The following is a 13,270-nucleotide window of genomic DNA, read 5'->3' as shown; positions in this document are numbered from 1 at the left end:
TTACGATTCATGCTAATTGCGAGTATACCTCGGGCTTCGCGTACTCCTCCGGCTCGATCTCCAGCAGGACGTTATGAGGCTCGAAGCCCCTCCTGAGGACGGCCCTGCCCCTCAGGCCTCGCTGAAACCACGTCAGCTCAGCAGGCGTCAACGACATGTAGAACGCCGTGTCCTGCACGTACTCCGGAGAGCTGTGCGAGAGCGCTAGCTTCCAGCCGCAGTGTCTTATGTACGTCTCGTCCACGTCCCGCCAGTCATGCGTAATGAGGATTACTGCCAGGCCGAACTTCCGCAGCATCCTCGCCAGCGTTACCACCTCCGCCTCCCGCTCGCGGTGGGGCGGCCTCGCGAAGAGGTGGGCCTCGTCGACGATGAGCAGCCACTTTGGCTCTTGAACCCCCTTGGCGATGACGTGGTCCCGCATCATAGCCAGCATGACCGAGACGGCGAAACGCTGGTACTCCACCGGGATTGGCACGTACCTCCCGCTGGACGTGGAGCCTAGGCATAGTATGAACGGCTTACCCGAGTCTAGCAGGTCTTCAACCCTGAGCGTAGCGCGTGAGAAGTACGGCTTAATCAGCTCCAGCTTTCCCATGTTCAGCTCCCAAAGACTCTTCCCCGCCTCTAATGCCCTCTTCAAGACTAGAAACTCGTAGTCCGTCAACGGGCTAATATAATCGAAGGCGCGGCGGAGGTCGTCCGGTGAGACACGCGAGATGTCGAGCTGCCGGTCCCAGAGGTCGACTACCTCGAACCCCGCTTTGGCCCACAGCCTGTACTCCCCCGATGGGTCGATTATGATAGGCGTATACCCATGCTTCAACGCCCTGAGCGCCAGCGTGCGCGCGGTAGTACTCTTACCGCTACCCATGGGCCCCACGATGAGCCCGTGCACGTTCTCCAGGAGGTCGAGCTCCAGCCACACCTCCTCGTCCTTACGAAGCCCGTGGCCCAGGTATACTGCCTTGGGCGTGCGCCTCGTGCGGGGGCGAAGGAAGGCGTAGGGGCTCAGCGGGGCGAGCTGGTGGCTGATGTATATGTCGGGGTACGAGGGTAGGACTCCAAGCACTCTCAACGCCGATATGCGTGACCGGTGCTTCGGGGTGAAACCGGCCTTCATGAGCTCCCTGGCGAGATCCGGTGTGGAGGCGAGGCTGACGTGGAACGGCGCGGCGCCCTCCTGCAGCCTACGCCATAGAGTGAATATCCTCATAGCCTTGAACTCGTGGGCTAGTCTTCCCACCCCGGCCCTCGCGGCGTCGAGTACCTCCATGGCCCTCCTGGCTTGAGCCTCTAGCAGCGCTATGTCCGCGGGGGCTAGCGAGGCGAGCAACATCGCGCCCTCGGGCACCGTCATGGACAGGGTTGAAACTACTCGAACCGCTGAGGCGGCTGCCGCCTCGTCGGCGAGCGTGCTACGGTACTCGAGCTCGACCAGAGGCTCGACGACAACCGTCTCGCCGCCCCTCGCGACCTTGAGGTCGAAGGGTATGAGCGGCAGGAGGGGTATCGCTGCGAGTGCGAGAAGGGGCGCGTGGGTCAGCGCCACGGCTACTAGTATCCCGGCCGCGAGGAGCGTGAAGCGTGGAGCGCAGAGCCCGAAGAGCCTGGACTCGTGCGGCAGGAACTCAGCGGGGTCGGCTGCCTGGACGTAGACGCCGTTCGCTAGGAGCTGCCTGTGCGTGGATGCTATTGCCTCGCGGAGCACGTGCTTGTCCTCAGAATACATTGTCACATAGTAGTAGTAGCCGCCCTCCTGTAGCCTTGCAGCGATGCTGACACGGGTTGATGGGTTGTGGAGCGACGCGATGAAACGCTCCGCAGCACGCCCCAGGTTTTGGGGAGGATCATAGTCGTTGACGCGTAGCGAGGCAGCGTATAGTGTTTTCTTGGCCTGGCGTATGACAGCGTGGTCTCGCCGCCCCTTGACCTCTACAAACTCAACCAATGCTGGGTGGAGGAGGAGGACGCGCTCCCCGTAGAGCAACTCAAGAATCCACTCCCTCCTGGTATATACTATGTAGGCGAGAAGGATTGAAAGCGCTAAGAGTGGGAGCTGTGGGCTCACGGTTAGTGCCAGCAGGGCTAGTACAACTATAACTAAAAGCACGATTAAGTCTCTTAGGCCTGGGAGATATGGTATCACGTGTTACTATTCCATCACAAAAATTAAATTTCTTGTCATCGTAATGGATACGATGAGTGTAGACGAGTTCAGGAGGGCTGTAGAGAGAGTCGAGGAGGTAGCGTCGCACGCGGCGAAAGCCGACTTCTACCCGCTCCCCCCTCTCCCCCGGGACTTCTGGCTCGAGGACTACATAAGAAAGTACACAGGGCTTATGGTCGATCTACTGAGGCGGCCGAACGAGGAAACAATGCGTCTCTCGGCGAGGTGGCTCAACGCTATACTTCAAATCAACAGGCTGCTAGTGCTGACATGCCTCCGCCTCTACTCCCTTGCACTCGAGAAGACCAAGCGGGACCTCGAGGAGGCTGTGGAGGAATACGTGCTACACGTCACCGAGAGCGTGGGGGTACGCCTGGACTACCCCGGGAAGAGCGAGAGGTGGGTGATCGGGCGCAGGGATGGGAGGCCACTCGTCACCGGGGACCACGTACTAGTAATGCTCTCCAGAGTGCTCGTCATCAGCAGCCGCATCCACGACATAAGCACCCTCCTAAACCACGCGTCCAATCACCTGGACGAGCTCGCCGGCATGCTGGAGGCATTAAAGCCGCCCGACTACCCGTACCTCGAATCGGCTTACAAGGAGGCCGCGCTGTACAGGTCCTGGGCCGGCGAGCTCAGGAGGGAGCTCAACCGCCTCGACAAACTGCAGGCCATAGCGGTGGAAACATTGGAGTGGGGGAAGAAGGTAAGACCCCACGAGGACATCAACGTGAGAATAGGCGTGCTAGAGCAAGTGCTCGGCCCACTCTACGGAGACAAGATATCCCTGCTACGACTAGCCTTCAAGCTGCGTTAACAATATATGACCGTTTCTCGCCAATTATTACGATGAACCCGGCCACAAGGATGACGATGAACCCGTAGAGCCCCGCGTGGCCGGGGGACGGGGAGGAGGCAGGGGCACGCCAGCCCAGCCTAGACGCTAAAACACTCCACAACCTAATCATTGGCCCGCGGGTTGGCTCGGGTCCCACCGGGTAGGAGGGGGAGCGGGTAGAGCCGGGACCAGCCCCTACATCCTTTTCCAGGAAAAAAAGGAGTAGAGGGGGCTGAGCCCCGGCGATGAAGCCCGTGATGAAACTTTCCTCCCGATGAGGCCCACGCCAACCCACGCGGGGCCAATGATTAAGATCCGAACCACTGATATAAACCTTACCGCCTATATAAGCTTTACGGCAGAGCCGGGGCCCAGCCCTCTCCCAGGGGATTGCCCTGGGGGTGAGAAGAAATGAAGCTTTTTTCCCTCCGGGTTTGGGGGACCCGGGTTAAGAAAGCGTTCAGTGACCGCCGCCAAAGCCCCCGGGCGGCGGCACCGCACCCCCAGGGGGCGCTGTGGGGGAGGGCGAAAGTCACAGACCTCCTCATGCGCTCCCCGTCCCACATTGCCCTAATAGGGAGGACGGGGAGTGGGAAGACAACTGCGGCAAAGTGGCTCGTTACCGCTGCCATCACCTTTGGTGTCAAAGTTCACATCCTGGACTTCGACAATGAATACAGCGATTTGCCTCTACCTCGCTTCACACCGCCCTTCATTATTACCTCCAGTGCCCCGCTCCCCTGGCTCTTAGCACAGATGGAAAGGCCGGGGGAGGGGGGACATGGCATCGCCCTTGCCGTGGCATCGGCATCGGCAGCATCCCTGGAGGCGGTCGAGCGCGAGCTGCGGGCCATGTACAACGACCGAACCGCCACAGCTGCGGCGGCGCGTCTCCGGGTACTGAAGAAGTACATCGTTTTGAACAACGACGAGCCCCCCGCTCCGGGGATCTGGGACCTATCGATGATCCCGGATCCCGAGGAGCGGGCGATGCTCTCCCAGTTTTTGGCAAGTTATATCGTTGCCGCCTCTCCCGGCACCCATCCCAGCCTCCTGGTGATTGAGGAGGCCGGGATGGGGGCCACACAATATTTTCTACGTTCACTCCTTTACTTGTCGCGGCGGCGGGGTGTGCGTATCATTTACATCTCGCACGCCCTGCCGCCCACAGAGCTCATCGCAGATTTTGACTTACTGCTGTTTGATGCCGGTTCGATAGCTTACAAACTCCTGTCAGAACTTCGCTTGCCTATCCCCGCGCCCGCCGGGCTGAGGCCTGGCGAGGCTTGGTGGGTGCGGGGAACAAAAGCACGGAAAATACAATTTCCACCCTGGGTGAAAATATGAGGGGTAATAGTGAGTCTCTCGGCAAAGGCATAAGAAATCTTGAGGCGTTTTTGCGGAGCCTCGGGGTTGAGGAAAACATCTCTGCACGGATAACGAATAGGCTTAACGAGATTGACGGGGAGCTAAGCAGAATAAACAGTGAAATAGCAAGGCTAGAGCGTGAGAAAGAGAAGCTTCTGGCAGAGCGCGAGAAGATCATCAGAGCCTTGAGACTATTCTCCGGAGAGGTGGCAAAATCTTGCGTGTCCTAGAGGTATTCGAGAAGGCCGGGCTTAAGCCTAGGCCCGGACAGGTTGAGGCTGCTGAGGCTTTAGCTGGTGTCGAGGGTGATGCATTACTGGTAGCGCCCACAGGGTTTGGAAAAACCCTTGCCGTATTGTCTGCTTTTAGATCTTCTGGGAGGCTTCCTGTCTTGTGGCTGGTGAGGAGCCTGGAGCTCGGAAGTAGGATAAGCGGGGATGCCTTAAGGCTAGACTTGAAGCCCTTCATCGCAGCCGGGAGGGCCAGGTCCTGCAGCGTGAAGACGGACGACCCGGAAGAATACTGCTTGATTAACAGGTCACGCTGCCCCTTCTTCCAAAACTTGAAAGAGGGGGTTCCAGACCTCTTCTATACGAGTTGGGAGGAGATACCCTCCCATCTCTGCAGGTACTATGCACAAGACTTCTACATCGCCGCCGCCGACGTAGTGGTTCAGAACTATAGGCGGAGAGTAGTTGGAAGCTACAGAGCAGTAGTTGTGGACGAGGCACATAACCTCTTGAAGCCCAACATTGTTGAGATAAAGGGTTTAGGAGAGGCCCTAGACGCCCTAGACGCACTGAACCCGGAACTGGGGGAGAAGATAAGAGGGATTATCAATAAGGGGGTAGCCTCAATAGACTTGGATGTCATAGAAGAGACGCTCATCGTTTACAGGGAAGAATTCGCGAAGGGGTCATTCATGGCCCGGAGACTACTACCCCTGGTAAGGTTTCTCAAAGCCGCTTCTAGGGGAATCGTCTACAGGGAAGAGGGTAAAGTCATGGTCGCCCTGCCTCCCTGGAGGCCCAGCATCGGCCCCCGCATCTACCTTAGCGCTACTATTCCTAAACCCATCGAAGACCTCTTTCAAGCCGCCGTTATCCGGGTGCCTTCAGAGCCGAGGAAGGCCCTCGTGGTCGGCGACGTGACCACTAAGTACGGGGAGGAGACGATATGGGGGTACATGAAGCTGCTTTCAAGCCTGAAAAAGAGGCATAAACGCATCCTGGCATTCGCGACTGACAGGATCATAGTCAAACTGGTGAGCGTAATAGACTTTCTCGACGAAAAGCCCCCGGACGACTGGCGCGGCCTGGCAATGTTTAATGTCTTCGGGCGTTTCAGCGAGGGGGTAGACCTGCCGGCAGACGCTGTTGTAATGGTTGGGGCCCCCTTCCTTCCACCCGACGTGACGGAGCGCCTGCGAAAGTACTACTACCGGATGGGCATCGACCCCGACAACGCCTGGTGGATACCCATGGTTACAGCAACACTCCAGGCTATAGGCAGGGCCACGCGCAGCCCAGAGGCAAGCCCAGAGATCATTCTCGCCGACTACCGCTTCAAAAAGTTCGCCAAATACTTCGAGCCAGTACTCCACATTCAAGATTCCTAGTTCAGCCCTCCCCTAAACCTCTTTTTTTACCCTCTACTCCCACCTTTAGTGGTGGCACCCCCTTGTGAGGGGGTGGAGGGTCCTGTGAGGGCCCCGCCGGCCCCGTGGGCCGCAGGGCCCGAGGGGCGCCCACCGGAGTAGCCCGAGGCGAAACGGGGGCGCTGAGGGGGGTTTAGGGGAGGGGGCTGGCGTGCCCCTGGGGGCTCGCAATTTTTATTATTTTGTTTTCAAGCCGGTATAATGTATGCGTTTAGTTTTCAACTACAGGGATAGCTATGACTATACCATTAGCTTCAGGTGTGGCGCCAGGCTATACCTGCCTTTAAATTGCCGGGAGCTATGCTTCCTCACCGAGGAAAAAGACGTCCTAGAGGCGTACGCGGAGCTCGGGGGCTGCAGACTAGAGCAGGTGGCAGTGGTGAGCGATAACTGGCGCTACTGGTGGGCCCTGGCTTCGCTGGTCGACTACGACGCCCCCAGCCCGGTGATGTGGGCCCCGACGCCCGAGCTCGGGGCCTTGTCATCGCTCTACCTTGCGGGGAAGGGGAGGGTACTACTGGAGGTCCCGTGGCTGACGCCGAGGGTTGCCGTGCTGCTGGCAGGCGTAGACGTTGACGTGCTAGCGGTTCACGGCGGCGGGGCGGGCGACGTTGTAGTAGCGGCTAGACGTCCAGGGTTTAGAATTAGCCTACGCGAGATGAATCTAAGCGGTATTCAGCTTGAGCGGGACCACGCGCCCCGCATTGACCACAGCGGCGAGGTGGTTTTCGAGCCCTACCGCTCCCCCTGCACGCAGCCTCCCCCGGGGCTGGAGCAGAGGAGCCTGCCCGACCCGCTGGAGGTCGCCTTCCCGGGGGGCTCGAGCGATGCGAGGGCCATGTTGAGGGAGGTCTTCGCGAGCGGGACCATACCCGTCAAGACACTCGCGGACTTGGCGAGGGCGGAGCCGCAGCACTTGCGGGTTATGGAGCGGCTCGTGAGGTGGGGCTTCCTGGAGGTGTCGAGGGAGCTCGTCGCAGTGACTGCTAAGGGGTTGTGGGCGCTGGGCTATGAGGAGGCCTGAATACTATAACGAGAAGGTGGTGAGGCTGGCGTTGATCATGGCTCGCGAAAAGGTCAAGCAGTGCCTAGAGGGGAGGGACGTGAGCAGCATATGCAGCGTCGTGAGGGAGCTATATGACAGCGTGCCACGCGTGAGCTGGCTCGAGAGGGGGTTGGCACGATACGCGTTGAGGACCGTGCACCAGGTTTCACAGGGGGTTTGGAGGGTTGACGGAATACCTGCTCTGGGCGACAAGCACGCCTCGTACTTCGTAACGTTCAGGGATGGGAGGTACGAGTGTACGTGCTTCTCGCACACCTACGGCTACTCTAGGCGCGCCCGCATCTGCACCCACATCGCCGCCGTGATGCTCGCACGGCGGCAGGTAAAAATAACCGAGTACCGGCCGGAGGGTGGGGGAAGTGAGGGCTAGGTGGTTTGCAGCCGGCGTGCCCAGCGTAGATGGCGTGTGGATAGAGCCGATCATCGTATCATGTTCGAGGTTCGCGCTGGCGAACTACGGGAGGGGCCTGATGGTGGGGGTGCCCTCGGAGCAGGCGCCCCGATTCCTTCAAGCCGCAGAGGAGTACGGCTGGAGGTTAACGCCCGTGCAGGAACCCGGCCTGCCGCCGGCCAAGCCCTACAGCATCCCTGTTTGGCCCGTCACGCGTGGCCCCCGCCTCGGGGGCGTGGTGTGCCACGCGAAGCCTGCGGGAGGGTGGGTGGTGAGGCTGGAGAGGGCGTTCATCGACAGGAGGACTGGGCTACGTATACAGATGCCCCGCAGCGTGCAGGAGGCTAGGGACACCGCGATACAGTACGGCACCGTCTACAAGTGCTTCGCCTTCACCTTCGGGGAGGGTGGGGACGCTCGGCTTTCGAGGCTGCTTGAGAGGCTGGACATGCCTCTGCTGGCGAAGATATCCAGGGCGAGGGTGACGCCGCTCGACGTCGCGAACCTGACGCGGGATCTTACACATGGAGAGTACGAGCCCCCGCTGCCCAAGATGGTTGAGAGCGTACAGAACGTGCTAAGGGGCTTGTTCTTTGTAAGGCTGGTAGACGGCTATAATCTTCGCTTCGCCCGCGGCATGGACAACAGCCTCGCGATCATCGGGGCCCCGGGGACGGGCAAGAGCGTGCTGCTGGACTACATGCTCTCTCACGTGCCGGAGGACTACAACGTGCTGGTGCTCGACGCAACAGGCGAGCACGCCGGGCTCAAGGCCTTCGGGTACGAGGTGGCGCTGTCAGGCCTTGACGTCAAGCTGAACCCGCTCGCACTCGGCGAGGCTGAGGCACTGGAAGTCGTCGCCGGGGCCATCGAAGCGTATTGGGGCGAGCGGCTCACGCCGATAGTTTTGCACACGCTACAGAGCTGCCTGAGGGGCGCCGAGGACCTCGCTGAGGCGCTGGGCCGAGCGGAGGAGGTGGCACTGAGCAGCCAGCGAGAAGACGAGCGGAATGCGGCCGCCGCACTGCTTAGAAGGCTTCAACCCCTCTTGAGCCCTTCCCTGCTTGGCTTTGAGCCCCTGCCGACGGGTAGGCTGGTGCTAGACCTGAGCGTTGTGCCCGGGGAGGAGGCTAAGACCGCCTTCACGCTGACGCTGCTCTACGGGGTGTACGCGGCGGCCAGGCGCGGAGAGTGGGACGGTATTGTGGTGGTGGACGAGGCTGACAGGCTGGGGGACACTGAAATAGTGAACCGGATCGCGGACGAGCTGAGGAAGTACAACGTCTCGATATGGGCTGTAGGCCACAGCGTGTCACGCGTCGCTAAAAAGCTGATGGACGCCAGGGTTAGGTTATTCTTCGCCTCCAGCGACCCCGAGAACATACGCTACCTACAAATGCTTAACGTCAAGGCTGACCCTTCACGGCTCCAGACGGGGCAGGCGTTAATCCTAGCAAGGGGCGAGCCATACAGGCTGATAAGTATAACCGTGCCCCGCGAGATACTCGAGGCGAGAGGGGCGTGGAGGCCCAGGAGGCCACTATCCATCCACGAGACAGCCGAGAAGCACGGCGTGAGCGTTGTAGAGCTTATGCGCCTGCTAAGCAGGACGAATTGCATAGCACTGGCACGCTTCACGGCGGGGAAAAGCACGCCTGAGGACAGGGCACTCCTAGCACAGCTCAAGGCAAGGGAGGGGGGCAGGCTCACAAGGCTTGGAGAAGCACTACTAGAGCTGTGCAGGCAAGCATACGCTAAAAAGCATTAAATATTAACTTTAAAAAGGTAAACAATTGGTTTTTTATACCCGAATAATAATATTAATCATACAGGCCGCCGCAGGCCCTCAACAATAACCCTCCCGCGAGAAAGGCGATGAGCGGGCACAAGGCCTCGACGGCTACACAGTGCTTCCCCGAGAAAACTGGGGCACATGAACGTGCTCCTGCACTCTCGGGGAAAAGAAAGCAGGCAGGGCGGGAGAGGGGCAAAGCACAGCACGCATGCCCGGCGCAGCAAATACCATGGGCCGAAACCAGACCCCCTCCCCCTAAACCTCCTTTTTTTTACCCTTCACTCCCGCCATTAGTGGCGGCGCCCCCTTGTGAGGGGGTGGAGGGTCCTGTGAGGGCCCCGCCGGCCCCGTGGGCCGCAGGGCCCGAGGGGCGCCCACCGGAGTAGCCCGAGGCGAAACGGGGGCGCTGAGGGGGGTTTAGGGGAGGGGGCTGGCGGTCGCGGGGCGGGCGCTAGGGGCGCGCGCCCGCTACCCCTCACCGGGGTGCCCCCGGCCATCATGGGGGTGTCCGCCTATTGGATCGCCCCAATAGCAGGCCGGCAGCCCGCCCCCAGGGCTCCGGCCACAGCCCCTGAAGCCCCCTGGGCGCGGCTAAGCCCACGCGGAGTTTGGAATGGGTGGGAGTGGGGGGTAAAGAGGGGGGTTGTCACTGGGGCGGCTCCCGGGTGGGCTGCGTGGGCGCCGAGACGCAGGGGGCGTCCAGGCATGACGGGGCTATAATACGGGGGCACGCTCACCCAGCCCCGGGCTGGCGACAGGGCCCGAGAGGGCATGAAGCCCGACGGTGCGAGGCCTGCGCCATCCCCATCCCACCCCCGCACCGAGCGGGCGGATGGGGTGGGACGGGGATGGAGAAAAAATTCGGTTACAGGGTCTGGAAAATATCGGCTTCAAAGGAAGTCAGAACGAAGCTCTTGGGCTTCCGCTGCAGCTTTCTCAACGAGCCCAAGGATAATCTAAAGAAGTACTGGCAAGCTTGGCAAAAGGCGTTCGAGGAGGCCCGAGAAAAGTCGAAGAAGCGGACGCGGTTTAAGTCGCCGCCCCTCTTCCTCCCCGTCCGCTTCCAGTTGGGCGGGGTCGTGAGGGGCAACCATAATGCGCCCGTCGTCATCGACTTGCGTTCGCAGGGGGAGCTCCGGATCTCCCGCGCCGGGATCCGGTTCCCCCTCAAGCCCTCGCTGACGAGGGCGCTCAGGGAGGAGAACAGCCTTACACCGAGGCCCGAGTTCATTGCGCAAATCACTTCCCAGGGCAGGCTGCGCATCATCGCTTTCAGGCGCCCACGGGCGGAGCTGCGGCTCCCGATCCGAGTCATTGGGGTCGACATCAACAGTAGGCACGGAATCACAGTCGTTAGCCTCGACATTGAAGCTACCGGAGCTCGGCTCGTCAGCCGCCTCCGGCTCAAGCCACCCAACCACGGATGGCGGAAGCGGCTGACGAGCGAGCTGCAGCGTCACGCAGACACGGGCAGGGGCGAGGTGCCGCTGGCCCTCCCTTTCGTCTTAACGACGGAGAGAGCCGGGCGCCTCGCACGCAAGATGCGTCACAGGGAGAAGGGGCTCAACGCAGCCTTCGTGCAGCACGTTCTTGCCCTGCTCCGCCGCCTCATCCGCGAGGCAGTGGGGCGGGGCTACTCCGTGCTGGTCGCAATGGATCCCATAAACCCGGAGACGCTCAGGGGTACAGGGCTACAGGGTACGCTGCTGAGGGTCGTCCGACGGGTGGAGAACCTCGCTCTCTACGAGGGCGTGGCGCTGGCGCTCTTCGGCAGGAACGGCAACGGCGTCAGCGGCAAGCTCTGCCCCCTCTGCGGGGGGAAGGGGGTGGAGGTCGCCCCGAGGAGGTACCAGTGCCCGCACTGCCACATAGAGTGGAATCGAGATTACAATGCATCCTTTCGCGCAATCTTACTAGTCTTACAGAAAAGGGCGCCGGAGTCGGCCGAGGCCCTCCGGCGCTGGCTTCAAGAACACCCAAGAGCGCTTCTGTAGCCCCACCCCCTCGGGGCCCGAACCGTTGCCCCCGAGCCCTCAGGGCTCAGGGGGCGCCCTGCCGCCCGGGGCGACGAGGGATGAAGCAGACCCATGACGGGCGAGGGATGAGGCAGACTCATGACGATGGTGAGCGTGGGCGGCCAGCCGCTGGAAGCGTGTAAAAAGTCCTAGCTACGATCCCGCCCAACCTCTTTAGGACTCTTCCAGTTTCACTCTCCCCGTCAACGATTAGAAACTTCGAGTTTTGAAGTCTCGAAATTATGTTGAAGATCCTTTCCCTCGTAGCTTCATCGAAGAAGAGCTCATCGAGGACAATCAACTTCTCCACCACCCCCCACTCTGTAACGCGTTCAACATTTTCAATGCCCACGATCACTCTCTGCGAACCTTTAAGAAGCTCCTCTATAAGCGCATTAGCCTCTTGTGCCTCAGCCAGAGATCTGATCTCGGTGAAGAGATGCCTGAGATCCTGACGCCTCAAAAGCTCGTAGATTCCTGCCTCGCCCCCCTCGCTGACTTTTATAATCCGCGCCTTGATGCCCAGGCTCTCTAGAGTCTCCTTTACGGCCTCGACAAGCCTCTCAGTGGTAAGGACAAGTATCTCATCGTAGTTTGCAGGATCGTAAGCACTCCTAACAACTTCCAGGTGTTCCTTGAGAACAGGAAGTACCGACTCCCTAATACTGGCATCCTTGTCTGTCCTCCTTGGATAGTATGGGAAGCTACCCTTCAACTCAACACCTATGGGCGAGAGTACACCTATGCTGACCTCGTCGTCGCCAATAGAGATTGCGAGAACCCTCCGTATGATGGAGGTAGCCCTTGAAAGAATCTCCCTGTCAAAGTAACCGAGGCCTTCTTTCCTTATTATTGTGACCTCGTCTCCCACTCCTATGCTTAGCGTGTGGAAACTACCCTTTATGTGGAGATCCTCTGGAGCCTCAACAACCCTCCCGGTCAGCCTCATCGTCTTCGTGAACTTACTGTAACCTATCTTCTCAAGCTCGATCCCTACATACACCCTGACCCTCTCACCCTTCTCACTACCCAGCTCCCGCTCAACCCTGAGTTGACGGAAAGTCCAGGCATAGACTAAATCCCCTTTTCTCAGGATCATGGACAGGTAGTAGAGATCCTCAGGCGTCTCGATGATCACTTGCAGCCTTCCACGTCTCTCGTCCAGTTCGAGCACCCGCATAGATGAACCCTTCATTGACCGCAAGTCACGTAGAAAAATACTTGGTTCAAAAGACCTCTACTACTCCTTGAGTCTAGTAGTGTCACAGGGCATCCCAGAGCCCAAGGGCGTCCTCCAGGCTCGCGATAATCCTGGCTAGAACTGTCCAAGCGTCAAGGCTACGGCCCCCGAGAGAGAAGACCTGGTTTGCCACATTATAGACTTCATCGCTGAAGTCTCCATGAGGGTAGGCACCTATTATCACTGCGGGGTTCTCGTAGCCTATCAACTTTTCCGCTAGCCTCTTAGGGGTTGTCGGAGCGCCGGACTCGTTGAGGAGTGCCACGAAATCGGTATTATTCTCTTTTAAATGGTCGGTGAGGGACTTTCCAGTCTTCCACATCAAGATAGGCTCGCCCGAAGGGGGGACTCTCCCTATTGAGAGAAGTTGGCTCATAACCCCTAGGAACCTATTGTAGTTTCGAGGGACTCTCGTAGATGGGTTGACTTCGATCACTTCGCCGCTAATGGTGTGAATGGTTGTCTTCAGGAGGCCTAGCTGGTTTAGCAGGCTACCCTGGCTAATGAGGAGGCATACGTGTACAATGTCGGGGCGACCCCTCTTTTCCCTATACCTCAGCGTGTGCATAGCCGGGTAATGTAGGGACTTATCAAGAAGGATCTCTCCCGGCTTCTTACCCATTCTCCTCGCTGAGTTAAGTACCGCTGGATGCCACTGTATCTCTTTTGGAACCAGTTCGAGACTGGCGTCGGCAAGAATTAAATGTGCTTTCCGCATATTCGTCAC

General features: G+C 59.5%; 12 protein-coding genes. 8 read left to right on the top strand and 4 right to left on the bottom strand.

Annotated elements, in window-relative coordinates:
* Positions 1-7: 7 nt before the first annotated feature.
* Complete coding sequence (locus MA03_RS07175; RefSeq protein ID WP_052884597.1) at positions 8-2,149, bottom strand: helicase HerA domain-containing protein; 2,142 nt, start codon at positions 2,147-2,149, stop codon at positions 8-10.
* Between the two features lie 52 nt (positions 2,150-2,201).
* On the opposite strand from MA03_RS07175, the gene MA03_RS07170 reads away from it, so the two are divergent.
* A complete protein-coding gene (locus MA03_RS07170; RefSeq protein ID WP_191118520.1) occupies positions 2,202-2,990 on the top strand; it encodes a hypothetical protein in 789 nt (262 codons plus the stop codon).
* On the opposite strand, the gene MA03_RS07165 is transcribed toward MA03_RS07170, so the two are convergent.
* Entirely contained in the window at positions 2,977-3,306 is a 330-nt protein-coding gene (locus MA03_RS07165; protein ID WP_052884595.1) for a hypothetical protein, read from the bottom strand. The genes MA03_RS07170 and MA03_RS07165 overlap by 14 nt on opposite strands.
* 116 nt (positions 3,307-3,422) lie before the next feature.
* Here MA03_RS07165 and MA03_RS07160 point away from each other — a divergent pair, with 116 nt between their 5' ends.
* From MA03_RS07160 to MA03_RS07125, 7 genes are all read left to right on the top strand, one after another.
* On the top strand, positions 3,423-4,358 hold the full coding sequence (locus MA03_RS07160) for a helicase HerA domain-containing protein (protein WP_052884594.1): 936 nt from the start codon (positions 3,423-3,425) through the stop codon (positions 4,356-4,358).
* Complete coding sequence (locus MA03_RS07155; RefSeq protein WP_052884593.1) at positions 4,355-4,609, top strand: hypothetical protein; 255 nt, start codon at positions 4,355-4,357, stop codon at positions 4,607-4,609. Before MA03_RS07160 ends, MA03_RS07155 begins: the two co-directional genes overlap by 4 nt.
* Positions 4,597-5,997, top strand: coding sequence for a helicase C-terminal domain-containing protein (locus MA03_RS07150; RefSeq protein ID WP_052884592.1), 1,401 nt, complete (start codon positions 4,597-4,599; stop codon positions 5,995-5,997). The genes MA03_RS07155 and MA03_RS07150 overlap by 13 nt, the downstream gene beginning before the upstream one ends.
* A 244-nt stretch (positions 5,998-6,241) precedes the next feature.
* Positions 6,242-7,060: a hypothetical protein gene (locus MA03_RS07145; RefSeq protein WP_052884591.1), complete on the top strand. Its 819-nt coding sequence runs from the start codon at positions 6,242-6,244 to the stop codon at positions 7,058-7,060.
* Positions 7,047-7,472: a hypothetical protein gene (locus tag MA03_RS07140; protein WP_052884590.1), complete on the top strand. Its 426-nt coding sequence runs from the start codon at positions 7,047-7,049 to the stop codon at positions 7,470-7,472. Before MA03_RS07145 ends, MA03_RS07140 begins: the two co-directional genes overlap by 14 nt.
* Positions 7,462-9,261: a helicase HerA domain-containing protein gene (locus tag MA03_RS07135; protein ID WP_052884589.1), complete on the top strand. Its 1,800-nt coding sequence runs from the start codon at positions 7,462-7,464 to the stop codon at positions 9,259-9,261. The genes MA03_RS07140 and MA03_RS07135 overlap by 11 nt, the downstream gene beginning before the upstream one ends.
* An 875-nt stretch (positions 9,262-10,136) precedes the next feature.
* The gene (locus tag MA03_RS07125) at positions 10,137-11,282 is read left to right on the top strand and encodes a zinc ribbon domain-containing protein (RefSeq protein ID WP_191118519.1); all 1,146 of its coding nucleotides are present in this window, start codon (positions 10,137-10,139) and stop codon (positions 11,280-11,282) included.
* A gap of 118 nt (positions 11,283-11,400) precedes the next feature.
* Here MA03_RS07125 and MA03_RS07120 read toward each other — a convergent pair whose 3' ends face one another.
* Both MA03_RS07120 and MA03_RS07115 read right to left on the bottom strand, forming a co-directional pair.
* The gene (locus tag MA03_RS07120; RefSeq protein ID WP_191118518.1) at positions 11,401-12,483 is read right to left on the bottom strand and encodes a pelota family protein; all 1,083 of its coding nucleotides are present in this window, start codon (positions 12,481-12,483) and stop codon (positions 11,401-11,403) included.
* An 82-nt stretch (positions 12,484-12,565) separates the two neighbouring features.
* Complete coding sequence (locus MA03_RS07115; protein ID WP_191118517.1) at positions 12,566-13,261, bottom strand: 16S rRNA methyltransferase; 696 nt, start codon at positions 13,259-13,261, stop codon at positions 12,566-12,568.
* Positions 13,262-13,270 lie beyond the last annotated feature (9 nt).

This window comes from Thermofilum uzonense, from assembly GCF_000993805.1.
GTDB lineage: Archaea > Thermoproteota > Thermoprotei > Thermofilales > Thermofilaceae > Thermofilum > Thermofilum uzonense.
The sequence above is the reverse complement of the archived record's forward strand: the minus strand, read 5'-3'. Positions and strand labels throughout refer to the sequence as shown.